The sequence below is a fragment of the Parasphingorhabdus sp. genome (genome assembly GCF_036963805.1).
Classification (GTDB): domain Bacteria; phylum Pseudomonadota; class Alphaproteobacteria; order Sphingomonadales; family Sphingomonadaceae; genus Parasphingorhabdus.
The window spans coordinates 756,203-781,058 of the sequence record NZ_JBALUN010000001.1 but is presented as its reverse complement, the minus strand read 5'-3'; the positions used below and the strand labels follow the sequence as shown (position 1 = coordinate 781,058).

Here is a 24,856-nt window from a genome sequence, read left to right as displayed (position 1 = left end):
GCCTTTCTCATTCCAAATCGCAGCGGTCTTTAGAACGCTGCGTCAATAATAGTTTCCCGGCGCCCCTCCCTGAGAAGGCTCGCCCGCAGTTTGACAGATTGTCGGAAATTAAGTCTGCGAAGCCTTATAATAAGACTGAAGCGAGCGAACTTCAAGCGTCTCATCACGTAAGGCCCCAATTGCCTCCATCGCCGCCACACTGGCCGTGGCAGTTGTGAAAGAGGGAATCTTGCCAACAAGCGCCCCTGCCCGGATCGACTTTGAGTCTTTTAGCGACTGCCAACCTTCGGTTGTGTTAAAGATTAGATCAACATCACGGTCGATAATCCGGTCAACAATATGCGGACGCCCTTCGGCCACTTTGTTCACTTTTTCGACCTTTATGCCTTTTTCGGTCAGATAATCGGCCGTGCCGCTCGTGGCGATAATCTTGAAGCCCAATTTCTCGGCCAATCGCACTGCTGGCTCTATGACCTTCTTGTCCGTTTCTTTTACCGAAACAAACAAGGTTCCACCTTTTGGTAAAATATTACCTGCGCCGAGTTGTGCCTTTGCAAAGGCGATCGCAAAGCTGTTATCAATACCCATAACTTCGCCAGTAGACTTCATTTCCGGTGACAACACAGGATCAATGCCGGGGAAGCGGTTAAACGGGAAAACTGCTTCTTTCACAGCAATATAATCAATATGCCTGTTAATTTCTGGCAAGTCTTTGAGCTTCTCTCCAGCCATCACCCGTGCCGCAATTTTGGCAATAGGCACACCAATGGCTTTCGCAACAAACGGCACAGTCCGGCTGGCTCGTGGGTTCACTTCGATAAGATAGACTTCACCGTCTTTGACCGCGAATTGAATATTCATCAGGCCGCGCACTTTCAGACCAAAAGCCAAAGCCTCTGTCTGCCGCTCCATCTCCGCGATAATTTCATCGCTCAGATTATAGGGCGGTATCGTACACGCACTGTCCCCGCTATGAACGCCCGCTTCCTCGATATGTTGCAGCACGCCGCAGACGACCACTTCGTCGCCATCACAAATTGCATCAACATCGACTTCCACTGCATCGCGCAGATATTGGTCGACCAGCACCGGACTGTCGCCTGATACCTGAACCGCCGTGTTGATATAATTCTCCAGTTGAGCCGGACCATCCACAATTTCCATCGCCCGTCCGCCGAGCACGAAGCTTGGCCGGATCAACACCGGATAGCCAATGCGTTCCGCGATTTTAACCGCTTCTTCTTCGGTCCGCGCCATGCCATTTTCGGGCTGTTTCAGCCCCAGATCATTGACCAGTTTCGCAAAACGCTCCCGATCCTCGGCCAGATCAATCGCATCCGGCGTAGTACCAAGGATTGGAATCCCGGCTTTTTCCAGGGCAGCGGCCAATTTCAGCGGCGTTTGCCCGCCAAATTGCACGATAACCCCGACCAGTTCGCCTTTGCTTTGCTCAACATGCAATATTTCCAGCACATCTTCCGCCGTCAACGGCTCAAAATACAACCGGTCAGACGTGTCATAATCGGTCGACACGGTTTCCGGATTGCAATTGATCATGATGGTCTCATAACCGGCATCCGCCAGCGCGAAACAGGCATGGCAACAGCAATAGTCAAATTCGATACCCTGCCCGATGCGGTTCGGTCCGCCGCCTAAAATCACAACTTTCCGGCGATCGGAAGGCATGGCCTCATTTTCCGGCTCACCGAAAATCGGGGATTCATAGGTCGAATACATATAGGGCGTCTTGGCTTCAAATTCCGCCGCGCAAGTATCAATCCGCTTGAACACGGGCCGCACACCCAGCTTGTGGCGCAGCGCGCGGACTTCTTCTTCGGTCGTAGCACCTGCCATGGCGGCAATGGCGTCATGAACCAGACCATGACCGCCAGCGATAGCGCGTCCTGCCCCGCCAGCTACATGCACCGCATCAATGGCCAGCTTGGCAAGCCGGACATCAGAAAAGCCCATGGATTTCAGCTTGCGCAACGCTTCTGCGCCATTCGGCAAGCCATTGTCCAAAATGTCCTGTTCGGCATCGATAATTTCGCGAATACGCGCCAAAAACCAATGGTCATAATGAGCGATTTCATTGATTTCATCATCGCTAAAGCCTTCGCGCATCGCTTGGGCAGCGACCAACAACCGGTCAGGTGTCGCTCTAGCCAATTCTGCGGCAATCTCGTCCCGTGGCGCGCCGATTAATTCCTGCACGCGGTTAAAGCCGTCCAGCCCCGTTTCCAGACCACGCAGCGCTTTTTGAAGCGACTCGTGAATATTACGACCAATCGCCATGACTTCACCAACAGATTTCATCGCAGTGGAAAGCAATGGCTCCGCGCCTTTGAACTTTTCGAATGCAAAACGCGGGATTTTGGTGACGACATAATCAATCGTCGGTTCAAACGAAGCCGGAGTTGCGCCGGTAATATCATTGTCGATTTCATCCAGCGTATAGCCAACCGCCAATTTCGCCGCGACCTTTGCAATCGGGAAACCGGTAGCTTTCGATGCCAGCGCCGAAGAGCGCGACACACGCGGGTTCATTTCGATAACGACAAGCCGGCCATCCTTCGGATTGACTGCGAACTGTACGTTAGAACCGCCTGTTTCGACTCCAATTTCTCTCAGCACCGCCAAAGAGGCATTCCGCATGATCTGATATTCTTTGTCGGTCAGCGTCAGCGCCGGAGCGACCGTGATCGAGTCCCCCGTATGGACGCCCATTGGATCGACATTTTCAATCGAACAGATGATGATGCAGTTATCCGCCTTGTCGCGAACAACTTCCATCTCATATTCTTTCCAGCCAATCAGCGATTCGTCGATCAGCACTTCATTGGTCGGAGAGGCTTCTAAAGATGTCCTGATATAATGAATAAATTCTTCGCGGTTATACGCCACGCCGCCGCCTGTACCGCCCATGGTAAAGCTGGGCCGCATGATCGCTGGCAGGCCGATATCCTTCAAAATCTCCATCGCCTCTTCTTCGCTATGCGCAACCGCAGAGCGAGGGCTTTCCAGACCGATTTTATCCATCGCGGCTTTGAATTTCTCGCGATCTTCCGCCTTGTCGATGGCTTCTGCATCCGCGCCGATCATCTGCACGCCATATTTTGCAAGCACGCCCATTTTATTGAGCGATAGCGCGGTATTCAGCGCCGTCTGCCCACCCATGGTCGGCAGGATCGCATCGGGACGCTCCTTCTCGATGATCTTCTCGACAATTTCGGGCGTAATCGGCTCAATATATGTCGCGTCCGCCATGTCCGGGTCGGTCATGATCGTCGCCGGATTAGAGTTTACCAGAATGATCCGATAGCCCTCTTCTTTCAGCGCCTTACAAGCCTGTGTTCCCGAATAATCAAATTCGCAGGCCTGTCCGATAACAATCGGGCCAGCGCCAATGATAAGGATGGATTTTATGTCAGTTCTTTTTGGCATTTAATTTTTTCCGAAATAAGACACCGCTAAACCTCCTAAGAAGGCAGCTAGTGCTAATTTAAAAATTTCCCAAAAACCTTTTCCAAATGGGATCTCAGACAATCTCTCAGATAGGTTTTTCGGACGGGTTTTCTTTTCAAGGGCTAGAGCGTGACGGCGGCCTTCCGCATTCATTGTAAACCCAATGCTTTGCAGGGTATTATTTTTAGTGCCGCGAAACCCTTCATTATCCGAAGTAAAAGCGATCAAATCCGATTTAGTCGCTTCAATCTTCAGTTCCTCACAAAGTGCAATAAGATCGAATTCTGGTCCCATTTTAGAACGAGTCTTGTTAAGCATTGAAAGGAATAAAGCATCTTCTAGTTCTTCTGGCTGCAATCGAGGCATTATTCTACCTTTCTTACAAAGTTCCCAAACGGAGATGAACTTTCTCGCAAACTGAAACTCGCTTCAGAGAGATATCGCTTTCCGTTTTGCCAACCGATTTTTACCAACTCCTCGATCACGCCGGATTCTCATCCGAAATCTCGCCATTTTCGTTGCAGGCAAAGCAGCCCCAACCATCATGGTCAATGTCATATTCGGTTTCAATCTCAAGGCATTTGCGCGTCAATTCGCGAATAGTTTCTTTCCGTGTGTCGAGATCGATCTGCAGTTCGATGACCCAACCTTCTTCCTCTTGGGATACAAGCGCGGAACGGAAGCCCCATTTTTTTGCGTCATTTTTGAACTGGTTTAGATTGGCAACGGCGCCGACAAATTGCACGTTAATCTCGCGCACAACATGCGAGAGATCGCCACCTGCTGCCATATTCTCAAGGATTTCATCATCTATCGCCCATTCCTCGGCGAGATGGGCCGGATCAATCGCGCCGCTCATTTGACCAACCCTCCGACAAATTTCTCGAACAGGTAGAAACTATCCTGTGGACCGGGGCTGGCTTCGGGGTGATATTGCACACCGAAGGCGCGTTTACCGGTAATTTCTATGCCGCAATTGCTGCCGTCGAACAGGCTTTTATGGGTCTCGACTATCGTGTCGGGCAGCGTGGCGCTGTCCACTGCAAAGCCGTGGTTCATGCTGGTAATTTCTACCGTGCCGTCTTCATGGCGCTGCACCGGATGATTGGCGCCGCGATGGCCCTGAAACATCTTGGTAGTCTTCGCGCCCGCCGCTAGTGCCAACATCTGATGACCCAGACATATGCCGAAAATCGGAACGTCCTTGTCGAGTAGCGCCTTGATCACCGGAACCGCATAAACACCGGTTGCCGCCGGATCGCCGGGACCATTGGACAGAAATACGCCCGCAGGTTCCAACGCCATAATCTCATCAAGAGAAGTTTGCGCAGGAACAACAGTAACTTTCGCGCCAGCCTTAACAAGATTTCTGAAGATATTGCGCTTGGCACCATAGTCAATGGCGACCACATGCGGTCTTTCTCCTTCCGCGGCACTTACGCCAACTTCCGGTGCATATCCATGCCCCAAACGCCAGATACCGCTATCCCATAGCTTCGTCTGATGTCCGGTCACTTCGATGGCCAGATCCATGCCTTCAAGACCGGCCCAGTCGCGCGCTTTCGCAAGCAGGTCGTCGATATCGAACTGGCCATCGGGATGATGCGCGATCACGGCATTCGGCGCGCCGGCTTCCCTGATCCGCCGCGTCAATGCGCGTGTATCAACACCCGATATGCCGATCCGGCCCTGTTCCGCCATCCATTGATCGAAAGGCTTGGTGTTACGGAAACTGCTCGGCACGGTCACATCTTCGCGGACAATACAGCCCAAAGCATGCGGCGCATCTGCCTCTACGTCATCGTCATTGGTTCCGACATTGCCGATATGGGGAAAGGTAAAGGTGACTATCTGCCCGGCGTAACTGGGATCAGTCATCACCTCTTGATAGCCGGTCATCGCGGTATTGAAGCAAACTTCACCCACGGCAGCGCCCGTTGCGCCAAAACCCCTGCCCCACACTATCGTGCCATCGGCCAGAACCAATATCCCGGTGGCGCCCTTGGGAGCGGCGGGGATGCTGGTGTCAGTCATGGCATTGTCCTTTATGTAATGGCAGAAACCTTGTGCTCCTGCGCTTCAAGCAAATTTCGCCGTCACTAGGGGACGAAAAAATCGCTCGCAATCTATGAAAAACATTTAGTTGCGGCTATGTTGATAGCTTATTCCAAAAATATGGAGAACGCTATGATTCGCGATGACGTGAAGGCTGCACAAATTGCGGCAATGAAGGCTGGCGACAAGGATCGCACGGCCGCCACGCGCGCGATTTTGGCAAAGATCAAAGATAAGGATATTGAGCTTCGCACCAAAGACAGCAAGCTTGATGATGATATAATGGTCACGGATGTATTGCAGAAAATGGCAAAACAACGCCGCGAATCAATGGAAATGTTCGAAGCTGGCGGCCGCGCGGAACTGGCGGCAGGCGAGAAAATGGAGATTTCCGTAATCGAGGAGTTTCTGCCAGCCCAATTAAGCGAAGCAGATACTGCAGCGCTAATTGATGGGATCAAGACAGAACTTGGCGCGGATTCGATGAAAGATATGGGCCGCGTAATGGCAGAATTAAAATCCCGCCACGGGTCAGAAATTGACATGAGCAAGGCCAGCGGTCTGGTAAAGGCAGCGCTTAGCTGAACCAAACCCTATGACCCTTTCTCCGCAATGGCTTGATGAACTGCGCAGCCGGATCACATTATCCACGCTGATCGGCCGGACGGTGAAGGTTCAAAAAGCCGGGCGCGAATTCAAGGCCTGCTGCCCGTTCCATAACGAAAAGTCGCCGAGCTTCACGATTAACGACGAAAAAGGTTTCTACCATTGCTTCGGTTGCGGTGCGCATGGTGATGCTATCCGTTGGATGACCGACCAGCGCGGACTAGGCTTCATGGATGCCGTGAAGGATCTCGCTGCCGAAGCTCAAATGGAAGTCACTGCCCCCGATCCCCGCGCAGCGCAGCGTCAGGAAACCCGAGCGACCTTGCATGACGTCATGGCAGCAGCACAGGATTGGTTTGTCGAGCAGTTTAACGGGGTTGAAGGAACTGCTGCCCGCGATTACCTGAAAAACCGAGGCGTATCGGATGCCACTATCCGTGAATTTGGCTTTGGCTTTGCACCTGACTCGCGCGGACGCCTGAAAGACGCCCTTTCTATTCATGGGCTAGATCAATTGGTTGAGGCTGGGCTGCTAATCAAAGTTGATGACCGTGATCCCTATGACCGGTTTCGTGGGCGATTGATGATCCCCATTCGTGACCCACGCGGACGGGTCATCGCCTTTGGCGGTCGTATCTTGGGTGACGGTGAACCCAAATATCTCAATTCTCCCGATACACCTTTATTTGATAAAGGCCGAACACTTTACAATTTAGACAAAGCGTCCCCCGCTTCGCGGCAAACCGGACGCATATTGGTTGTAGAAGGCTATATGGATGCCATTGCACTGGCCCAGGCGGGTTTTGAAGATGTCGTGGCACCGTTGGGGACTGCGCTGACGGAACATCAGATCGAGCGCATCTGGAAAATGGTTGAAGCGCCGATTCTTTGCTTTGATGGGGATAATGCCGGACAGAAAGCTGCGATGCGTGCTGCACTAAGGGCTTTACCGATATTGCGCCCATCCCACAGCCTGAATTTTATCTCACTGCCGACGGGACAAGATCCTGATGATCTGATTCGCTCCGACGGGCCGCAGGCATTCGCCGCGTTGATTGACAAACCACAAATGCTCGGTGACAAAATTTGGCAAGTGGAATTTGACGCCGAACCGCTCAACACACCAGAGACCAAGGCTGGCTTGAAAAAACGGCTATCTGATCATGTACGCGACATTGCGGATCAGGATATCGCCCAACATTATCGGCAAGATTTTCAAGAGCGATATGAAAATGAGTTTTTCGCTAAACGCGATAACCAATCGAGACCGAGACAGTTCACCCGTTCAAAAGGCGGATTCAAATCGCAATATATTTCATTCAAACCAATGGATGACACAAAATCTGTTCTTATCGACGGATATGACCTGCGTATTGCCAAAGCCGTTTTGGGCGGATTGATTCGCCACCCGTCGCAGATTTCCAAGCATTTTGAGGAACTAACCGTCCTTCGTCTTGCCGATTCGCAGATGCAGGCTTTGCTTTCCGAACTGATCCGTACGGCTATGCGTAAAGAAATGCTTGATATGCAGTGCCTTCTTACCATATTGGAAAAGACAGATTGTTATAATGTCGCAAAAGGGCTGTTACGGGCCGACGCGCTGAATTTCACTTTCAACCGCAAGTTGCCAGATCCTGCCCCGTCGGACTTAATCGAACGGGCACAAAATGATTTGGAAGAAGCGATTAAGGTGATAACGGCGCGACCGGGATTGGAAGCAGCTTTGGCGGAAGCAACACGGCGGGTACAAGATAATCTTGATGAAGAAAGCTATGCGGAGCAGCAAAGATTGCGGCAGGTAAAGCAAGATTTTCACGAAAGATTGGTTGAACTCACTCAAATTGACGACGTTGCGTAGCCATTCGAATTGATCATTGGGTTTAGTTTTTAAAGTAGGGGCCTTAGGCATTGGCAAGTAAAGCAAAAAAATCAACGGTAACCGAAGATGCGCCGCTTATTGATATGAATGACTCAGCCGTTAAAAAGCTTCTCACGAAGGCTAAAAAGCGCGGCTATGTGACCTACGATGAATTGAATGAAGCCCTTCCACCGGACCAGATGTCCAGCGAACAAATCGAAGATGTGATGTCATCCATCTCTGATATGGGTGTGAAAATTGTCGAAAATGATGATGAAGCGGCCGAAGAATTGGGCGGCGATGAAGTCGAGTCCATTGATGGCACCGAAAAAGACAAAAAAGCGGCAACAGCCGTGGCTCCGAAAAAAGCCACTGGAGATCGCACCGATGATCCCGTGCGGATGTACCTGCGTGAGATGGGTGCCGTGGAATTGCTTAGCCGCGAAGGCGAAATAGCGATTGCCAAGCGGATCGAAGCTGGCCGCGATACAATGATTTGGGGCCTATGCGAAAGCCCTACGACGTTCAACGCGATTATCGAATGGTCTACCGCGCTTAATGATGGCGAGATGCAACTGCGGGAGATTCTTGATCTTGATGCAATGCTGTCCAAAGATCCTGTTCCCGAAAATCTCGAGGACGATGATGATGATGACGGCGAAATTAGCGAGAAAACTGCCGGGCCATCATTCAAAGACGATGATGAAGTAGAAGATGAACCCGAATCTGCTGAAGGCGAAGGCGACGATGAAGACGATCTGACCGAACGCCGGACCAAGCGGGTGGTTGAAGAAGATGAGGAAGACAATACCCTCTCTTTGGCTCAGATGGAAGAAGCCCTGAAGCCGGAAGCTTTGGAAAAATTCGCAACCATTACGTCGGTTTTCAAAAAATTCTCAAAATTACAGAACACCCGGATGGAAGCTTTTTCGATTGGAGATGATTTTCCAGCAGCGTCCGAGAAAAAATATCACAACCTGCGCGAAGAACTAACCGCCTTGGTCGAAAGTGTGCAATTTCATGCCAATAAGATCGAATTTTTGGTTGATCAGCTCTATTCGTTTAACCGCCGGCTGACAGCGCTGGGCGGTCAAATGCTCCGCTTGGCAGAGCGTCACAAAGTGCCGCGCCGCGCATTTCTGGAAAGCTATGTCGGTAACGAACTAGACGATGGCTGGCTAACCGGCATGGCGAAGACGGACAAGAAATGGGCTGCTTTTGCAGAGAAGGAATCGGACCCGGTTGAACGTATCCGCGCAGAAATTTCTGATATTTCGACTGCAACCGGAACGTCGCTTGATGAGTTTCGCCGCATCGTCAACATGGTGCAAAAAGGTGAACGCGAAGCGCGTATTGCCAAGAAAGAAATGGTTGAAGCCAATTTGCGGCTCGTTATTTCTATCGCAAAAAAATACACCAATCGCGGCCTCCAATTCTTGGATTTGATCCAGGAAGGAAACATCGGTTTAATGAAAGCGGTCGATAAGTTTGAATATCGGCGTGGGTATAAGTTCTCAACCTACGCAACCTGGTGGATTCGTCAGGCGATCACACGCTCAATCGCGGATCAGGCACGCACGATTCGTATTCCGGTCCATATGATCGAAACGATCAACAAACTGGTCCGCACTTCACGGCAATTCCTGCACGAGCAAGGCCGCGAACCGACACCGGAAGAAATGGCTGAACGGCTTTCCATGCCGCTTGAAAAAGTTCGTAAGGTGATGAAAATCGCCAAAGAGCCAATCAGTCTGGAAACACCCATTGGTGACGAAGAAGATTCGCACCTTGGTGATTTCATCGAAGATAAAAATGCGATCATTCCTGTTGATGCAGCGATTCAAGCCAATCTGAAAGAAACAGTGACCCGTGTATTGGCGAGCCTGACGCCGCGTGAAGAACGTGTTCTGCGTATGCGTTTTGGTATCGGCATGAATACCGACCACACTTTGGAAGAAGTCGGGCAGCAGTTCAGCGTGACTCGCGAACGGATCAGGCAGATTGAAGCCAAAGCGCTAAGGAAATTAAAACATCCTAGCCGCAGCCGCAAAATGCGCAGTTTTCTGGATCAATAAAGACCGGTTTTCAAAGCGTTATGATACTATGGTTTGCACTTAACTAACGCGGTGTAAACGGGGTCTTTAGGTTTATGCTCTAAACACAAATTTCGCTAAGATCTGTCAGGCTTTTACTAGTCAGATAGATCACCCGGAATTCTAATGTGATGTGAGCGCTATGCCAGAAACCAGTTTAATACCTCCAGCGCGACCGTCCTTGATGGATCATGTGACCGAACATGGCTCCTATTCAGCTAGCTATGTGCGTGCAATTGTTGAGGATTTTTCAATATTAAGTGGAACCGATATTGCTGACATCGCGCATTTTTTGTGCATGCTACACGGCCGACATCCCGGTGTCATAGATCATGCCGCTACTAAAACCGCAGCCGTCATAGCTCGCGAATGGCTTGTAGAAGCCATTGACGGGTTCACTGCCGAACGCGCTTTTTTGACCAAATTAACTGTTGCGGCCGGCCCGATATCCGGAATTCGCACAGAAGATCAGAGCAATGTAGCGGTTTTAGCGCAGCGTAAAGCAATGGAAATGTTATCAAAATCGGATCGCAATGGCTGTGCTCTAGGTGCTTCTTTTGCATTGATCGTTGATTGGCAAGCGATTCGTCCATTGCTTGAAAAAATTGCAATAAAACTCGATGTTGAACCACGCGATCCGATATTGCCATCGACAGAAACAACCGCATCCCTGAAGGCTGAATTATCACGATCCAATGCCGTAGAGCGCGCGATCAACTTTGGCATTGATCAGGTATTGAGCCAACATCGTGGTCTATGGCAGCTTCTGGAATCCCGCAAAAAGACACGTTTTGCAGCTTGATTGTCAAAATCACATATCTGCCCTATTAACTAAATGATTAACTTGCCTCAAACTCGCCTTTTCCCTATCAAACCATCATTGACGTTTACGGTAAGGGAATATGGAATATGCGTTTTGAAGGCACAGAAGATTATATCGCAACCAATGATTTGAAGGTCGCTGTAAACGCTGCTGTAACACTTCGTCGGCCTCTTTTGATAAAGGGCGAACCGGGCACCGGTAAAACTGTTTTGGCGTATGAAATTGCGAAAGCAACAGGCGCTCCGTTGATTGAATGGAACATAAAATCAACAACCAAAGCACATCAGGGTCTTTATGAATATGATGCAGTTGCGCGTCTTCGTGATGGCCAACTTGGCGATGAGCGGGTTCATGATATTTCCAACTACATCCGCAAAGGTAAACTATGGGAGGCTTTTACATCTCCCGAACTACCAGTATTGCTGATTGATGAAATCGATAAGGCAGATATCGAATTTCCGAACGATCTGTTGCAAGAACTCGACCGCATGGAATTCCACGTTTACGAAACTAAAGAAACTATCAAAGCTGCAGAACGTCCGATTGTTGTAATTACATCTAATAATGAGAAAGAACTGCCTGACGCGTTCCTACGCCGCTGTTTTTTCCATTACATTAAATTCCCGGATCGCGAAACGATGCAAGAAATTATCAACGTCCATTTTCCGGATATCCAGAAAATATTGGTCAAGAAAGCGATGGATATTTTCTATGATATCCGCGATGTTCCCGGTCTAAAAAAGAAACCCAGTACATCCGAATTACTCGACTGGCTGAAATTATTGCTCGCCGAAGACATGCCGCTTGATGTGCTCCAGTCAAAAGATCCAAGCAAAGCTATCCCGCCGCTGCACGGCGCATTGCTGAAAAATGAGCAAGACGTCATGCTGTTCGAGCGTCTGGCATTCATGGCGAAACGTGAAGCGCGTTAAACGGAGCAACACCAATGTTCTTCAACTTCATGGACGAATTGCGCGCGGCGGGAATTACTGCATCGCTCAAGGAACATCTGGTACTATTGGAAGCGCTCGACAAAGACGTTATCCAGCGGACCCCTGAAGATTTTTACTATCTGTCCCGTGCAACTTTCGTGAAAGATGAAGGCCTTCTGGATCGTTTTGATCAAGTCTTCTCAAAAGTCTTCAAAGGTATCGAGACCAGTTACGGGATGGAGGAAGAGGATATTCCGCTCGAGTGGTTGAAAGCCGTTGCTGAAAAATATCTTTCCGAAGAAGAAATGGAAAAAGTCAAAGCGCTCGGAAGCTGGGACGAAATTATGGAGACGCTTAAAGAGCGACTCGCCGAACAGGAAAAGCGCCACCAAGGTGGCAGCAAGTGGATCGGCACCGGTGGTACGTCCCCTTATGGGAATAGCGGCTTCAACCCCGAAGGCGTTCGAATTGGTGGTGAAGGCGGACAGAAAAAAGCAATCAAAGTCTGGGACAAGCGTGAATTCCAGAATCTTGACCACACGAAGCAACTGGGAACCCGCAACATTAAAGTAGCCTTGCGTCGCTTGCGCCGCTTTGCCCGCGAAGGGTCTGCAGATGAACTGGACATCAACAGCACGATCAATGGCACCGCTAAACAAGGCTGGCTCGATATTCATATGCGTCCAGAACGGCATAATGCAGTAAAATTACTGCTGTTTCTTGATGTTGGCGGATCGATGGATCCATTTGTCAAAATATGCGAAGAATTATTCAGTGCCGCGAATAGCGAATTTAAAAATCTCGAATTTTTCTATTTCCATAACTGCATTTATGAAGGCGTATGGAAGGATAACCGGCGCCGTTTTTCCGAGCGGACTAATACATGGGATATTCTTCACAAATATGGGCACGACTATAAGCTCATTTTTGTTGGTGATGCATCAATGAGTCCCTATGAAATCACACATCCTGGTGGATCTGTTGAGCATTTTAATGAGGAAGCCGGCGTAACGTGGCTCCACCGAATGACCAATACCTACCCCGCAACGGCTTGGCTAAATCCTGTACCGGAAAAGCAATGGGGATATTCCCAAAGCGTGAAAATCGTCAAAGAATTGATGAATGACCGGATGTATCCGCTTACCCTGACAGGCTTGAGCGATGCGATGAAGGAATTGACCCGCAAACACGGGTGATCAGATCTAAGCCTCAACCATCATCAAAGTTGTGCCCTGATATTTCTCGGCAGCAGCATCAAACATATCATAGGGTTCAAATTGACGGTCGACCACCACGACATCTTTCAAGCCAGCTAGTTTGAAAGTTCCCAGTTTTAATTCACGGGGCGGCTCCCCTTCTCGCTCAACGGTTACAGCATCTACATGCATTTCATCATGTCGCGTGTAGAGAATATGCGGCGCAAGGACGACCTGCATCTTGTTATAGGTCGCGGTCACACATTTCTTCAGCGCGACGCCTTCGAAAAACTCTTTATTTGGTAGCATTCGGTTTAGATATCAAAATTACACAATGAAGCAACTATTATGTTGCATTGCACCATTTTTTTGCGGCCATTGGAGGTTTGCATTGTTCTGGCTGCGTTAGAGTCATTCCGGCGGCAAACCTAGTTGGGGCCGCTGGCAATCGGATCAATAGATCAGATATTCTTGCAGCATCTGGCCCCATATTCTTTCATCCGGCGCTGATATCGCTTCAAGATCATTCGCTATTGTTGAGGGATTATCGATCCACTCCCGGAGCCCGGGTCCGCCATTAATCACGTCAAAAGCGAGCTTTCCTTCTTCATATTCATAAGGAAAATCCCGCCACAATTCATATCCGAAATAGAGTTTCCGAATCGACTTTAGAGCTAATGCCTGAAGCCGCCACGGGCGGAATGCGGTATGATCATAAGAGGGGCCTTCTGCATGAATCTGAATACCATTGCACAGCATTCCGACATGTTTATGAAATGTTGGCTCGAACCAGCATTCACGCAATGTGCAACCTTTTAACCATTGTGGGCCTTTGCGCTGCATTTCGGCTATCACTGCTTTGGCATCTATGTCGGGTGCACCAAATAGCTCAAGCGGGCGCGTCGTACCGCGTCCCTCGGACAATGTTGTACCTTCCAGCATCACCGTTCCGGCATAGGCGCGGGCCATGGAAAGATTGGGAGCATTGGGACTCGGATTAATCCAGACGCGATCGGTTGGCCAACCAAAGCCCGTCCCTTCTGGTTGCCACCCTTGCATAGGAATCACTCGATATTCGACATCAAGGTTCAAATAGCTGACAAACCAAGCCCCTAATTCCCCCAAAGTCAGACCATGGCGCATCGGCATTGGTGCCGCACCGACAAAACTCTCCCAACCTTCTTCCAGCATCATCCCTTCAATTGGACGACCAGCAGGATTCGGGCGATCAAGTACCCAAACTATCTTGTCATGTTCGGCGGCGGCTTCCAAAATATAACGCAGGGTAGTGATGAACGTGTATATTCGGCAACCTAGATCCTGGAGGTCGATAAGGATGACATCAAAACTGTCCATCATCGCCTTGGTTGGCCGCCGCACTTCACCATAGAGGCTGAAGACAGGAATGCCCAAAACGGGATCGTCATAATCAGACGATTCGACCATGTTATCTTGCTTGTCACCGCGCAAGCCATGTTGAGGGCCAAAAGCGGCGCTTAATTCTATGTCTTTACATTGCGCTAACGCATCCAGCGAATGGGTGAGATTTTCTGTGACGGAAGCCGGATGCGCCAATAATGCTATCCGTTTGCCAGCAAGTGGTGCACGCAATTCCGGTTCTGCGAGTAATCGATCAATTCCAAATTTCATAAGCTATGTGCTGCCTTTAGTTTATGCGAGAAACTATCTTTGTGATGGAAATCAGGCTTTTCTGATGGATGCGACAGAGCCCAATAGGATTTGGAGCCATTATTATCAGCTATAACAGCTGAAAAAGCAGCATTATGGGGTGTTTTCTTAGATAATTTGGATAAATCGAGTACTATTTCGAGCGCGACATGGGAACTGCTCGATTCAAAAATAATAACCGGGGACGTTGGCAATATGAGATTTGTCATACCATCCCGATAACCGGAAAATTGATAAGCAGCCCAAGAAGCTGATGGTGAGAAGTTGAACTCACAATATCCGTTGGACTTTGTTTCCTGAAGAAATAGCTCAAAACAGGTAGTCTTCCATAATTCATCGACACGACTTGGATCAGTTTTATCAGGTAAATCAAGGCTTAATATCGTACCTCTGACATGATATCTCAGCAATAAAATGCCACGATCCCGCCATTCATAGTTCAAAGAAATTGTGTCAACTTCGGGCATGGGAGTCAACGGATGGCATTCTAGGCTTAAACGCATATTGCGAGTTTCCTCTGCTGCATGTAACGAACACCCCCATGACCAATTATCAATCTGATCTCCTGCGCTTACTGAATGATCGCGGCTATATCCACCAATTAACTGATGCGGAAGGGCTCGACAAGCTCGCCAATGAGGCGATTGTGCCCGGCTATATTGGTTTTGACGCGACCGCTCCCTCGCTCCATATTGGTAGTCTAGTCCAGATCATGATGCTACGCAGACTGCAACAAACAGGCCATAAGCCTATTGTTGTCATGGGCGGTGGCACGACCAAAGTCGGTGACCCCTCTGGCAAAGACGAGAGCAGAAAAATGCTCAGTACGGAAGATATCAATCGGAATATCACTAGCATCAAGCGCATATTTGAAAAATTCCTGACTTTTGGCGATGGTCCGACAGATGCTATTATAGTCAATAATGCCGATTGGCTTGATGCCCTCGGATATGTAGATTTTCTGCGCGATATTGGTCCACATTTCACGATCAACCGGATGATGACGTTCGATTCGGTGAAACTTCGTCTCGACCGGGAACAACCGCTCACCTTCCTAGAATTTAATTATATGATCCTTCAGGCGTATGATTTTCTGGAATTATCCCGCCGCAATAGCTGTCAATTGCAGCTTGGCGGGTCCGATCAGTGGGGCAATATTATTAACGGCATAGAATTGACGCGCCGTATTGATGGTAAACAACTATTTGGCCTCACCACCCCGTTGATTACTACCGCTGATGGCGGAAAAATGGGAAAAACTGCCAATGGAGCCGTATGGCTTAACGCAGACCAGCTTGCTCCATATGATTATTGGCAATTTTGGCGCAATACGCAGGACGCTGATGTCGGTCGGTTTTTACGACTATTTACTGATATCGATTCCGATGAAATCTTACGGCTCGAAAATCTGCAAGGGGCCGATATAAACGAAGCTAAAAAAATGCTAGCCGATGCAGCGACAAGCTTGGCCCATGGGGAAGGTGCCGCGGAAGATGCCGCCGACACCGCTCAAAAAACTTTTGAACAAGGACAAGCTGGCGGAGATTTACCGGTGTTCGAAGTTTCCAGCGATGATATTTCTATCCTAGATGCGTTGGTAAATATCGGTTTTTGTTCCTCCAAAGGAGAAGCCAAGCGCATGGTCGCTGGTGGTGGTGCTCGGATAAACGACGAACCCGTAAAAGATGCCAACGCGACGATCGCTATGTCAGAAGCAAATATCAAAATATCCGCCGGAAAGAAAAAACATGGCCTCTTGCGGCGGGCGTTTTAAACTAGACTAAGATCATCAATTTTTAAGAACTGTTACTACAGTTTACCTTTTATTCGGAAAACTGCGTTAATTAAGGGTTTCATCAATCAACGGAGCGTCCTTAATGTCTAGCGTATCGAACAATCAAATGCCAGAATTGCGCCGGGCTACGCGGTTTCCTGTCGATTTCGAAACAATTTGCGAAACGCGCAAACATGGTGAGTTTTTGGTGAAGCTCAGTAATATTTCTGCGCATGGTTGCCAGTTTATACACGATGTAGAATTGAACAAAGGCGACCGCGTCATCGTCCGCTTGCCAGTTGCGGGCAGGATTGAAGCCTTTCTGGTATGGTCACATAGCGGCCGTTCCGGGTTTGAATTTGAACGGGTTATTCGTGAGCCCGACTTTGTCGCAATGCTCGACGCTATCGAACAGTCCCGCAAAGCGAAATCCTAACCACTGCGGATAAGGCTCACGCCCCAATCCTTTTCGAACAGATATAATGCAATTCGGGCGGCCTGCCCTCGCAGACTGTTCAATCCCCCGTCACGGTCCAACAGCAAGCGGGCATCATCTGTTGCCGCAGAAATCAGGCGAGAAATTTGATCCGGCGTCGCGATTCGAAAACCTGCGTCACCGGATTGCCGCGTACCGAGCAATTCACCCGCACCGCGAAGCCTCAAATCCTCTTCCGCAATTTTGAAACCGTCACTGGTTTCGCGCAACAAGGAAAGTCGGGCTCGTGCAGTCTCGCTGAGCGTATCTCCACGCAGCAGCAGGCAGTTGGATTTAATATCTCCCCTGCCCACTCGGCCTCGTAACTGATGAAGTTGTGCCAATCCGAAACGATCCGCCGCTTCAATAATCATCAGGCTCGCGTTCGGAACATCAACGCCGACCTCAATAACGGTGGTCGCTACCAGCAACCGGATTTCGCCGCTTTGGAACTTTTCCATCACCGCATCTTTCTCTGGCCCTTTCATTCGTCCATGTACCAGCCCAACTTGGTCTCCAAACCGCAGTTTCAGGATAGCAGCCCGTTCCTCCGCCGCAGCAAGATCGCTCTTTTCGCTTTCTTCAACCAAAGGACAGACCCAATAAGCCTGACCACCACCTGCCATATGTCGACCAAGCCCGTCGACAATTTCCGGAAGGCGTCCGTCCGAAATTACACGTGTTTCTATTGGCTGCCGTCCGGGCGGCAGCTCATCAATTCGAGACACATCCATCTCACCATATTGGCTCAGGGTTAAAGTACGCGGAATTGGAGTTGCAGTCATTGCCAGCAGATGCGGCGTATTTTGGGCTTTCTGAGTTAGCATCAGACGCTGCGATACTCCGAATTTATGCTGCTCATCGATTATCGCGACGGCCAGCTTTCTATATTGTACCTTTTCTTGAAAAATCGCGTGTGTACCAACCAATATGTCGATGGATCCATCCGCCAGCCCCATCAAAGTGGACTCCCGAACCTTACCTTTGTCTCGACCTGTCAATATCCCTAGGTTGACCGGCAAGCCAGTGAGTAGCTTTTGCAATCCTTCAAAATGCTGCCGAGCCAATATTTCTGTCGGAGCTAGAAACGCCCCTTGATAGCCCGCCTCAACAGCACTGAGCAGTGCCATTAGCGCGACCAGCGTTTTTCCCGACCCAACATCGCCCTGTAGTAACCGTAACATTGGCGACGATTGCGCAAGATCGCCTTCAATCTCCGATATGCAGCGCTTTTGTGCTCCGGTTAGTTCGAACGGCAGCTTGATCCTATCTCGCAAATGCCCGTCACCCTGGATCGACACACCTTTTTTCCGGCGATTGCTCGCTCGAACCAGCATGAATGCCAATTGATTAGCAAAAATCTCGTCATAAGCGAGCCGGTCGGAAGTTCCCGCAGCCTCCTGACTATGAAGTGCAACGACACTTTGCCTCCAACCATCCCATTTTTTGGATTCGAATAAGCTCGGCTCTATCCATTCTGGTAGCTCAGGCGCCATCTCCACTGCTTGTCTAACCAACTGCCCCATCCGCTTATTACCCAAGCCGTCCGACAATGGGTAAATAGGCTCTATCAGTGCGATATCTTTCTCTTCGGCCAGTTCCAGCACATCGGGATGTAACATCTGCAACTCGTCGCCATAACGTTCTAGCTTACCGGATATGATCTTGCTTTCGCCCAAGGGCAGCAATTTTTTAGGCCAACCGGAGTTTCGGCCAAAAAATGTCAGGCTAATAAGATTGCCCTGCACATCGGTGGCCTGCACCCGAAACGGGCTGCGTGGACCGCCGGACCGATAATCAGTCGGTGTCACCTCGGCAATAATAATCAGCCCGACATCCGCTTCGTCCAGTGTCTGTACACGCTTGCGCTGCATCCAATAGCTGGGTGAATGATAGAGCAAATCTTTGACCCGCGTCAGGCGCAACTTTTCTAGCGGCTTGGCAAGAACCTTGCCGACACCTTTAAGCGACTGTGTTTCGCCAAATAATGGATTGAGTATCTCGGGCCGCATGTCTATCCGCCTTATACGCAAGCAGAGACAATATACCAGAGACTGCGCATGCGCATGAATATTAAATTCGAACAAAGATTCAGGAGTAGATATGGAACGCGACGTCAGGCTGAAACGGCTCCATTTTCGTAGCTGGCACCGCGGAACCCGCGAAGCCGATAATATGATCGGAGGATTTTTTGATAAATGCGGTCAGTCTTGGTCGGACAGTGAGATCGAGTGGTTTGAAATGCTGCTGGAAGAAGAAGATGTTGATATCATGGCTTGGGCGATCGGAAAGACCTCCCCGCCAGCACAATTCCAAACTGAACAGATGACTGCGATGCAAAAACTCGACTATTTTGATTTTACGAAATGACAAATATCATCTTGAAACACATATAGAGCCATTAAGTGTCTAATTTAGATAGATTATTATCCTCAAATGATGGTTTAACCATTGCTGGTGTGACGGCAGGATATCGTTCATATTATTTGGCGGATATTGCGGCCCAATCCGGAAAACGTACGGTCTTTATAGCCACTGACGATGCAGCCTTAAGCGCAGTCGCCGAGGCTGCCCGGTATTTTCAACCAGATTTGGAAATCATCGAATTTCCTGCATGGGATTGCCTGCCCTATGATCGTGCATCGCCTGCGCTCCATACAACCTCTGAACGCTTATCTGCTCTTTCCCGCCTAGCGGCGCCAGCTTCCAGTGGACAGCTAGTAGTTACCACGGCAAATGCAGTGACACAGCGGGTGTTGACGCCCACCCGAGTCAAAGAGTTGGTCAAACGACTGGCGCCTGGAACGGTGATAGAACAAGAAAAGCTGGTGTCGTTCCTTTACGCCAATGGCTTTGTACGGGTTGATACGGTTGCAGACAGCGGCGAATTTGCCGCACGTGGCGGTTTGATTGACCTGTTCCCCCCTGGTGCAAAAATGCCGCTGCGCATTGACCTTTTTGGCGATGAAATCGAGACGTTACGGCAATTTGATCCGGCGGATCAGCGCACTGTCGGTAATATTGATGGTTTTGATCTATTACCTGTGTCCGAGGTGTTGCTGAATGACGACAGCATCACGCGTTTTCGGACACGGTACCGTGAACTTTTTGGTGCAGTGTCTACCAGTGACCCGCTTTATCAATCACTTTCGGAAGGCCGTCGGCTTTCCGGCATGGAACATTGGCTGCCTCTAATCGAACAAGAACTGGCGAGTTTTTTCGACTATCTCGCTGACGATGTGCTTATCTTCCGCGACGCAGCGGTTACGGCCGCGGCAGATGCGCAATTTTCATCTATTCAGGACTATTATAAAAATCGTCAGCAGGCCGATAAAGCCAATTTGTCCAGTTATCGCCCGCTAAAACCGGAAATGCTCTATCTCGATCCTTCGGAATGGCGCGCCCAACAAGTTGACGGCCCCATTCACATCATCAGTGAATTTGATGAACCCGAATCCTCGACTGTTATATCACTATCTGTATTCTCCCCACGCGATTTTTCACCCGAGCGTGCCCGTAACGAAAATATTTACAAAGCGTTAGCCAGCCATCTGAATATGCTTTCGAAAAGCGGCACAACCGCCATCGTCGCAAGTTATAGCAAAGGCTCCCGAGCGCGGCTTTATGACTTATTAAAAGACCATGACGTCAAGACGGCAATACTCTGTGATGACTGGGAAAGCTGCAGTTCTGCGGGCGCTTCGGTGGCGCTCACAATCCTGCCTTTGGCTGCCGGTTTTCGTTCCGATAATATCGCGCTACTCACCGAACAGGATATTTTTGGCGACCGTCTGGTTCGAAAGTCAAAGCGGCGCAAAAGCGGCGATGCCTTCATCGCGGAATTGTCAGCACTCAGTCAAGGTGACCTTGTTGTCCATCTGGAACATGGCATCGGTTTATATGAAGGGATCCTTTCCATCCCCGTCGGCGAAAGCCCTCATGACTGCGTTGCTTTAAAATATGCAGGTGGCGACAAACTGTTTGTACCCGTTGAAAATATTGACGTTTTAAGTCGCTATGGCGAAGGCGGCGAATCCGTTGTGCTGGATCGACTAGGCGGAGAAGGCTGGCAGCGCCGCAAATCCAAACTCAAAGAACGCATCCGGGCAATTGCGCATGAATTACTCAAAACCGCGGCTGCCCGTGCTCTGCAACCGGCTACGCCAGCGCGGATCGAAGCCAGTGACATGGCCGGATTTGTAGATCGTTTCCCCTATCAGGAAACCGATGATCAACAGCAAACCATTGAAGAAGTGCTCGAGGATATGGGATCCGGCAGAGCAATGGACCGACTTGTCTGCGGCGATGTTGGCTTCGGCAAAACCGAAGTCGCGATGCGCGCTGCATTTGCTGCAGCCATGGCGGGAATGCAGGTGGCAATTATCGCGCCGACGACCTTATTAGCACGGCAACATTTTACCAATTTCGAAGAACGCTTCCGCCCATTCCCATTGAACATCGGCCGATTATCAAGACTAGTCCCTGCCGCTGAGGCTAAAAAAACCAGAGAAGGCCTCACAAACGGCAGTATCGATATTGTGATCGGCACACATACTTTACTCTCTAAATCAATAGAATTTCAAAGACTTGGCCTGATAATCGTAGATGAAGAACAAAGATTTGGAGTAACCCATAAAGAGCGGTTAAAGGCGATGAAGTCGGACGTCCATGTCCTTACCCTCACCGCGACTCCTATTCCGCGAACTTTGCAAATGGCGATGACCGGTTTGAGAGATTTATCAGTCATTCAAACACCACCTGTCGACCGCTTGGCGGTCCGTACCTATGTCATGCCATGGGATCCCATTCCCTTACGGGAAGCGCTGATGCGCGAACATTATCGGGGTGGGCAAAGCTTTATCGTCGTCCCACGAATTGCGGACCTGCCAGACATTCAGGAATTTCTGAAAGAATATGCGCCAGAGATTAGCTTTGTTGTTGCCCATGGCCAGATGCCTCCCGCCCAGGTCGAAGAGCGCATGTCGGCCTTTTACGATAAAAAATATGATGTGCTTCTGGCAACAACCATCGTCGAAAGCGGCCTTGATATTCCAAGCGCCAATACATTGATCATACATCGTGCAGACCGTTTCGGTCTTGCACAACTTTATCAACTCCGCGGTCGTGTTGGACGATCAAAAACACGAGCTTATGCATATATGGTGACACCAAAAGATAGGGTTATCACCGAAAAGGCTGAAAAGCGCTTAAAAATTCTCGGAGATCTCGACAGCCTTGGTGCAGGCTTTGAATTAGCTAGCCATGACCTCGACATTCGCGGCGCAGGCAATTTGCTGGGTGACGAACAATCCGGCCATATTCGCGAAGTTGGCTTTGAACTCTACCAATCAATGCTGGAAGACGCGATTCTGGAAGCCAAGGCCAAGGGTGCTGGACTGGATTCTCGAACCGATAGCTTCTCTCCGCAGATCACCGTAGACGCGCCAATCCTTATTCCGGAAAAATATGTGCCCGATCTCTCGCTGCGTATGGGCCTTTACCGCCGTATGAACGGGCTCGATAGTCATCAGGATATTCAAGCATTTGCGGCAGAAATGATTGATCGGTTCGGAGAATTGCCTGTCGAAACCGACAATTTGCTCAAGCTGATGGAAATAAAACTAAACTGTGTGAAGGCCCATATTTCAAAAATAGAAATGGGCCCTCGCGGCGCATTGGTGAGCTTTCACAAAGACAAATTCCCCAATGTTCCGGGGCTGCTCGTCTATGCCGAACGGCTTAAAGGCACCGCACGAATCAGGCCGGATAACAAGCTGTTCATAGAACGGCGTTGGCGCGATCCGCGGTCACGGCTTCACGGTCTCACACAATTGAGCAATGGATTGTCAAAATTAGCGCAGCAGAAATCGGACTGATCGGCTTAGATCAATGGCTTCGCAGGGCAAATATCTCGAATTCCTCTGCAGACACGGGGCCAGACCGCAGGAATCCTTGAAAATATTCACAACCTTGCGCGGCCAGCGTTTCTAGCTGGGCTTCGGTCTCAACTCCTTCGGCAATAACCGCAAGACCAAGGCTGCGCGCCATATCAATAATCGATTTAACGACGACCTGATCCTTCACAGAGCCACTAATATCTCCGGTCAAACCACTATCAATTTTCAGATAGTCGAGCGGGAGATTTTTAAGATACGCTAAGCTGCTATACCCTGTTCCAAAATCATCAATCGCGATCCGCAGCCCTCGGTCTTTTAAATCTGAGAGCCGTTGCGAAGCGCTTGAGAAATTGCCGATCAGCTCAGATTCTGTAATTTCCAGAGTAATCCGGTCTGCCGAAAAGCCGGACTGGACGATGTTTTGCATCATATTTTTAACAAAATCGCCATTGGCCAAATCTCCAGCAGTGATATTCACAGACAGCCGCAAAAAAGAGAAACTATCGGGCCATGTCGCCGCAATTGCAAAAGCTCGCTTGTGGATATGTAATGACAATAGTTTCATCAAGCCTGCGCGCTCGGCTACCGAGAATAATGTCGCAGCTCCCAGAAAACCAAGTTTAGGATGATTCCAACGGGCGAGAGCCTCTGCTCCGATTAATTGTCCTGTATCCACTTTGATCTGCGGTTGAAGCGCAATGGCGATTTCGTTGCGCTCGAGTGCGTGAGCGAGATCAGTTTCCAATCTCTGCTCCAACAATATGTCCTTCTCAGCCGTACCGCTAATCTTGATGGGCTGGGCATCCGACATCATGACCTCTGCTAACGCAAGAGTTGCTCGCCGGATTAGCAAGGTTTCATCCTTTGAATCCCTTACAACAGCGACGCCCGCACGCGCTACCAATCCTATGGTGCGGCCCTCAATCGGAATTGGCCTGAAATTTCGGCCCAATAATTCTTCGGCATATCCACCAAATTTTTCAACTGCATCATCGGAGACATCATCCAGTGACACGGCCACCACAAAATTTTGACCATCCATCCTCGCAACGATGCAACTGTCCGAAGGATAATCAGCAGTTTCTGCTATCAAACGCTGCCCGATGCGGCGCGTGATCTCGTCACCAACGGTCCGCCCATAGGCAGCATTGATCGTACCAAAATTTCTAAGACCCAGCATGATTAGCCCTAGGCCGATACCCTGTTCTAGGCGGCTGCGCATCCACGCGCGTGCCGCCGATCCATTGCGCAAACCTGATAAAAGATCTCGTTCTGTCCAGCCATGGCCCAGTTCGCCAGATGTAATTCTCTCTATCCGACCATGAATATATTCACCCGAGGAATGTAGATGATGGATTATTTTCTCACCGTTTAACAAATGGACCACTGCGGCTTGCGCAGAGTCCTTACTTAAGCGCCCCATAGCACCGCGAACCCTTGACCGTTCCTCACTGGATAAAATCCGATAGATTCCTGTGATGGGATTGATATCAAAATCGACTTGGCCGAGACTTTCTCTAAGCTTTTGGCTCACCCAATTTTGGCCGAATGCTGTTTTGGAAAAAGACCATTGTTCATCAACTTGCATCAGCAGTTTATTAAAATTCTTTGTAGCTTCAGCTCCTCCGCGAATATTTTCGACATATCGATAAGCAAAATTGATCGCCTGATTAAGGTCAGAGTGCGGGTTAGCTATATCCATAAAATGTGTCGCACCAGCATAATAACATTTTGTAGCGATATTTTCTTGTGCCCCTGGATCTGCCAAAGCCAATATTGCAATCCCACTTTTGTCGACTAAAGCAGCAATATCCGTTATCGCCGCCAAGCCTTCGCCAGCAGCGTCGCGCAGATCGATTAGGGCTATCAATGCATGGGAAGAGAGAAACCTTCCCTGCACCCCTTCACGCCGCCGGGCAGAGCTAACCCGCCATCCTATAGCAGAAATTTTTTCCGCCAAGGGATCTCGATCATGAAAGGACAGTAAAAAGAG

General features: G+C 49.6%; 19 protein-coding genes. 10 read left to right on the top strand and 9 right to left on the bottom strand.

Annotation, left to right across the window (positions count from 1 at the left end; genetic code table 11):
• Positions 1 to 108: 108 nt before the first annotated feature.
• The 4 genes from carB to carA all read right to left on the bottom strand — a co-directional run bounded on the left by carB (position 109) and on the right by carA (position 5,499).
• The gene (gene carB / locus V7676_RS03685) at positions 109 to 3,444 is read right to left on the bottom strand and encodes a carbamoyl-phosphate synthase large subunit (RefSeq protein ID WP_335658297.1); all 3,336 of its coding nucleotides are present in this window, start codon (positions 3,442 to 3,444) and stop codon (positions 109 to 111) included.
• Positions 3,445 to 3,831, bottom strand: a complete 387-nt coding sequence (locus tag V7676_RS03680) for a hypothetical protein (RefSeq protein WP_335658296.1) — start codon at positions 3,829 to 3,831, stop codon at positions 3,445 to 3,447. It lies immediately after the preceding gene.
• A 115-nt stretch (positions 3,832 to 3,946) separates the two neighbouring features.
• The gene (locus tag V7676_RS03675; protein WP_335658295.1) at positions 3,947 to 4,324 is read right to left on the bottom strand and encodes a ribonuclease E inhibitor RraB; all 378 of its coding nucleotides are present in this window, start codon (positions 4,322 to 4,324) and stop codon (positions 3,947 to 3,949) included.
• On the bottom strand, positions 4,321 to 5,499 hold the full coding sequence (gene carA / locus V7676_RS03670) for a glutamine-hydrolyzing carbamoyl-phosphate synthase small subunit (RefSeq protein ID WP_335658294.1): 1,179 nt from the start codon (positions 5,497 to 5,499) through the stop codon (positions 4,321 to 4,323). The genes V7676_RS03675 and carA overlap by 4 nt, the downstream gene beginning before the upstream one ends.
• 153 nt (positions 5,500 to 5,652) lie before the next feature.
• Between carA and V7676_RS03665 the strand changes: the two genes are divergently transcribed.
• The 6 genes from V7676_RS03665 (at position 5,653) to V7676_RS03640 (ending at position 13,028) form a co-directional block, all read left to right on the top strand.
• Complete coding sequence (locus V7676_RS03665; RefSeq protein WP_335658293.1) at positions 5,653 to 6,105, top strand: GatB/YqeY domain-containing protein; 453 nt, start codon at positions 5,653 to 5,655, stop codon at positions 6,103 to 6,105.
• Positions 6,106 to 6,115: 10 nt separating this feature from the next.
• A complete protein-coding gene (gene dnaG, locus V7676_RS03660) occupies positions 6,116 to 7,984 on the top strand; it encodes a DNA primase (RefSeq protein ID WP_335658292.1) in 1,869 nt (622 codons plus the stop codon).
• A 104-nt stretch (positions 7,985 to 8,088) separates the two neighbouring features.
• Positions 8,089 to 10,059: an RNA polymerase sigma factor RpoD gene (gene rpoD, locus V7676_RS03655; RefSeq protein WP_442955406.1), complete on the top strand. Its 1,971-nt coding sequence runs from the start codon at positions 8,089 to 8,091 to the stop codon at positions 10,057 to 10,059.
• 160 nt (positions 10,060 to 10,219) lie between these two features.
• Entirely contained in the window at positions 10,220 to 10,879 is a 660-nt protein-coding gene (locus V7676_RS03650) for a DUF6975 family protein (protein WP_442955405.1), read from the top strand.
• Between the two features lie 107 nt (positions 10,880 to 10,986).
• Positions 10,987 to 11,832 carry an AAA family ATPase gene (locus V7676_RS03645; protein WP_335658289.1) on the top strand — a complete coding sequence of 282 codons (846 nt, stop codon included), beginning with the start codon at positions 10,987 to 10,989 and terminating at the stop codon, positions 11,830 to 11,832.
• 14 nt (positions 11,833 to 11,846) lie between these two features.
• Positions 11,847 to 13,028, top strand: coding sequence for a vWA domain-containing protein (locus tag V7676_RS03640; RefSeq protein ID WP_335658288.1), 1,182 nt, complete (start codon positions 11,847 to 11,849; stop codon positions 13,026 to 13,028).
• A 6-nt stretch (positions 13,029 to 13,034) separates the two neighbouring features.
• Here V7676_RS03640 and V7676_RS03635 read toward each other — a convergent pair whose 3' ends face one another.
• The 3 genes from V7676_RS03635 to V7676_RS03625 all read right to left on the bottom strand — a co-directional run bounded on the left by V7676_RS03635 (position 13,035) and on the right by V7676_RS03625 (position 15,220).
• Positions 13,035 to 13,337, bottom strand: coding sequence for a hypothetical protein (locus tag V7676_RS03635; protein ID WP_335658287.1), 303 nt, complete (start codon positions 13,335 to 13,337; stop codon positions 13,035 to 13,037).
• Between the two features lie 144 nt (positions 13,338 to 13,481).
• Positions 13,482 to 14,678, bottom strand: coding sequence for an exo-beta-N-acetylmuramidase NamZ family protein (locus tag V7676_RS03630; RefSeq protein WP_335658286.1), 1,197 nt, complete (start codon positions 14,676 to 14,678; stop codon positions 13,482 to 13,484).
• Positions 14,675 to 15,220 carry a DOMON-like domain-containing protein gene (locus V7676_RS03625; RefSeq protein WP_335658285.1) on the bottom strand — a complete coding sequence of 182 codons (546 nt, stop codon included), beginning with the start codon at positions 15,218 to 15,220 and terminating at the stop codon, positions 14,675 to 14,677. The genes V7676_RS03630 and V7676_RS03625 overlap by 4 nt, the downstream gene beginning before the upstream one ends.
• Positions 15,221 to 15,258: 38 nt before the next feature.
• Here V7676_RS03625 and tyrS point away from each other — a divergent pair, with 38 nt between their 5' ends.
• Together tyrS and V7676_RS03615 are read left to right on the top strand one after the other, a co-directional pair.
• Complete coding sequence (gene tyrS, locus V7676_RS03620; RefSeq protein WP_335658284.1) at positions 15,259 to 16,491, top strand: tyrosine--tRNA ligase; 1,233 nt, start codon at positions 15,259 to 15,261, stop codon at positions 16,489 to 16,491.
• Positions 16,492 to 16,594: 103 nt separating this feature from the next.
• Positions 16,595 to 16,927: a PilZ domain-containing protein gene (locus V7676_RS03615; RefSeq protein WP_335658283.1), complete on the top strand. Its 333-nt coding sequence runs from the start codon at positions 16,595 to 16,597 to the stop codon at positions 16,925 to 16,927.
• Here V7676_RS03615 and recG read toward each other — a convergent pair.
• Positions 16,924 to 18,978, bottom strand: a complete 2,055-nt coding sequence (gene recG, locus V7676_RS03610) for an ATP-dependent DNA helicase RecG (RefSeq protein WP_335658282.1) — start codon at positions 18,976 to 18,978, stop codon at positions 16,924 to 16,926. The two genes, V7676_RS03615 and recG, sit on opposite strands and share 4 nt — an antisense overlap.
• Before the next feature lie 91 nt (positions 18,979 to 19,069).
• Here recG and V7676_RS03605 point away from each other — a divergent pair, with 91 nt between their 5' ends.
• Both V7676_RS03605 and mfd read left to right on the top strand, forming a co-directional pair.
• Complete coding sequence (locus V7676_RS03605) at positions 19,070 to 19,336, top strand: FAD assembly factor SdhE (RefSeq protein ID WP_335658281.1); 267 nt, start codon at positions 19,070 to 19,072, stop codon at positions 19,334 to 19,336.
• A 35-nt stretch (positions 19,337 to 19,371) separates the two neighbouring features.
• Positions 19,372 to 22,842 carry a transcription-repair coupling factor gene (mfd, locus tag V7676_RS03600; protein ID WP_335658280.1) on the top strand — a complete coding sequence of 1,157 codons (3,471 nt, stop codon included), beginning with the start codon at positions 19,372 to 19,374 and terminating at the stop codon, positions 22,840 to 22,842.
• A 10-nt stretch (positions 22,843 to 22,852) separates the two neighbouring features.
• On the opposite strand, the gene V7676_RS03595 is transcribed toward mfd, so the two are convergent.
• Positions 22,853 to 24,823: a putative bifunctional diguanylate cyclase/phosphodiesterase gene (locus V7676_RS03595; protein ID WP_335658279.1), complete on the bottom strand. Its 1,971-nt coding sequence runs from the start codon at positions 24,821 to 24,823 to the stop codon at positions 22,853 to 22,855.
• Positions 24,824 to 24,856 lie beyond the last annotated feature (33 nt).

Bases quoted from the DNA above. Each gene is read 5' to 3' on its own strand.
- dnaG (WP_335658292.1), top strand. From the start codon at position 6,116: ATGACCCTTTCTCCGCAATGGCTTGATGAACTGCGCAGCCGGATCACA.
- recG (WP_335658282.1), bottom strand. From the start codon at position 18,978: ATGCGGCCCGAGATACTCAATCCATTATTTGGCGAAACACAGTCGCTT.
- rpoD (WP_442955406.1), top strand. From the start codon at position 8,089: ATGAATGACTCAGCCGTTAAAAAGCTTCTCACGAAGGCTAAAAAGCGC.
- V7676_RS03650 (WP_442955405.1), top strand. From the start codon at position 10,220: ATGCCAGAAACCAGTTTAATACCTCCAGCGCGACCGTCCTTGATGGAT.
- V7676_RS03665 (WP_335658293.1), top strand. From the start codon at position 5,653: ATGATTCGCGATGACGTGAAGGCTGCACAAATTGCGGCAATGAAGGCT.
- V7676_RS03645 (WP_335658289.1), top strand. From the start codon at position 10,987: ATGCGTTTTGAAGGCACAGAAGATTATATCGCAACCAATGATTTGAAG.
- V7676_RS03625 (WP_335658285.1), bottom strand. From the start codon at position 15,220: ATGCGTTTAAGCCTAGAATGCCATCCGTTGACTCCCATGCCCGAAGTT.
- V7676_RS03675 (WP_335658295.1), bottom strand. From the start codon at position 4,324: ATGAGCGGCGCGATTGATCCGGCCCATCTCGCCGAGGAATGGGCGATA.
- carA (WP_335658294.1), bottom strand. From the start codon at position 5,499: ATGACTGACACCAGCATCCCCGCCGCTCCCAAGGGCGCCACCGGGATA.
- V7676_RS03615 (WP_335658283.1), top strand. From the start codon at position 16,595: ATGTCTAGCGTATCGAACAATCAAATGCCAGAATTGCGCCGGGCTACG.
- V7676_RS03640 (WP_335658288.1), top strand. From the start codon at position 11,847: ATGTTCTTCAACTTCATGGACGAATTGCGCGCGGCGGGAATTACTGCA.
- V7676_RS03680 (WP_335658296.1), bottom strand. From the start codon at position 3,831: ATGCCTCGATTGCAGCCAGAAGAACTAGAAGATGCTTTATTCCTTTCA.
- carB (WP_335658297.1), bottom strand. From the start codon at position 3,444: ATGCCAAAAAGAACTGACATAAAATCCATCCTTATCATTGGCGCTGGC.
- V7676_RS03605 (WP_335658281.1), top strand. From the start codon at position 19,070: ATGGAACGCGACGTCAGGCTGAAACGGCTCCATTTTCGTAGCTGGCAC.
- V7676_RS03635 (WP_335658287.1), bottom strand. From the start codon at position 13,337: ATGCTACCAAATAAAGAGTTTTTCGAAGGCGTCGCGCTGAAGAAATGT.
- V7676_RS03630 (WP_335658286.1), bottom strand. From the start codon at position 14,678: ATGAAATTTGGAATTGATCGATTACTCGCAGAACCGGAATTGCGTGCA.
- tyrS (WP_335658284.1), top strand. From the start codon at position 15,259: ATGACCAATTATCAATCTGATCTCCTGCGCTTACTGAATGATCGCGGC.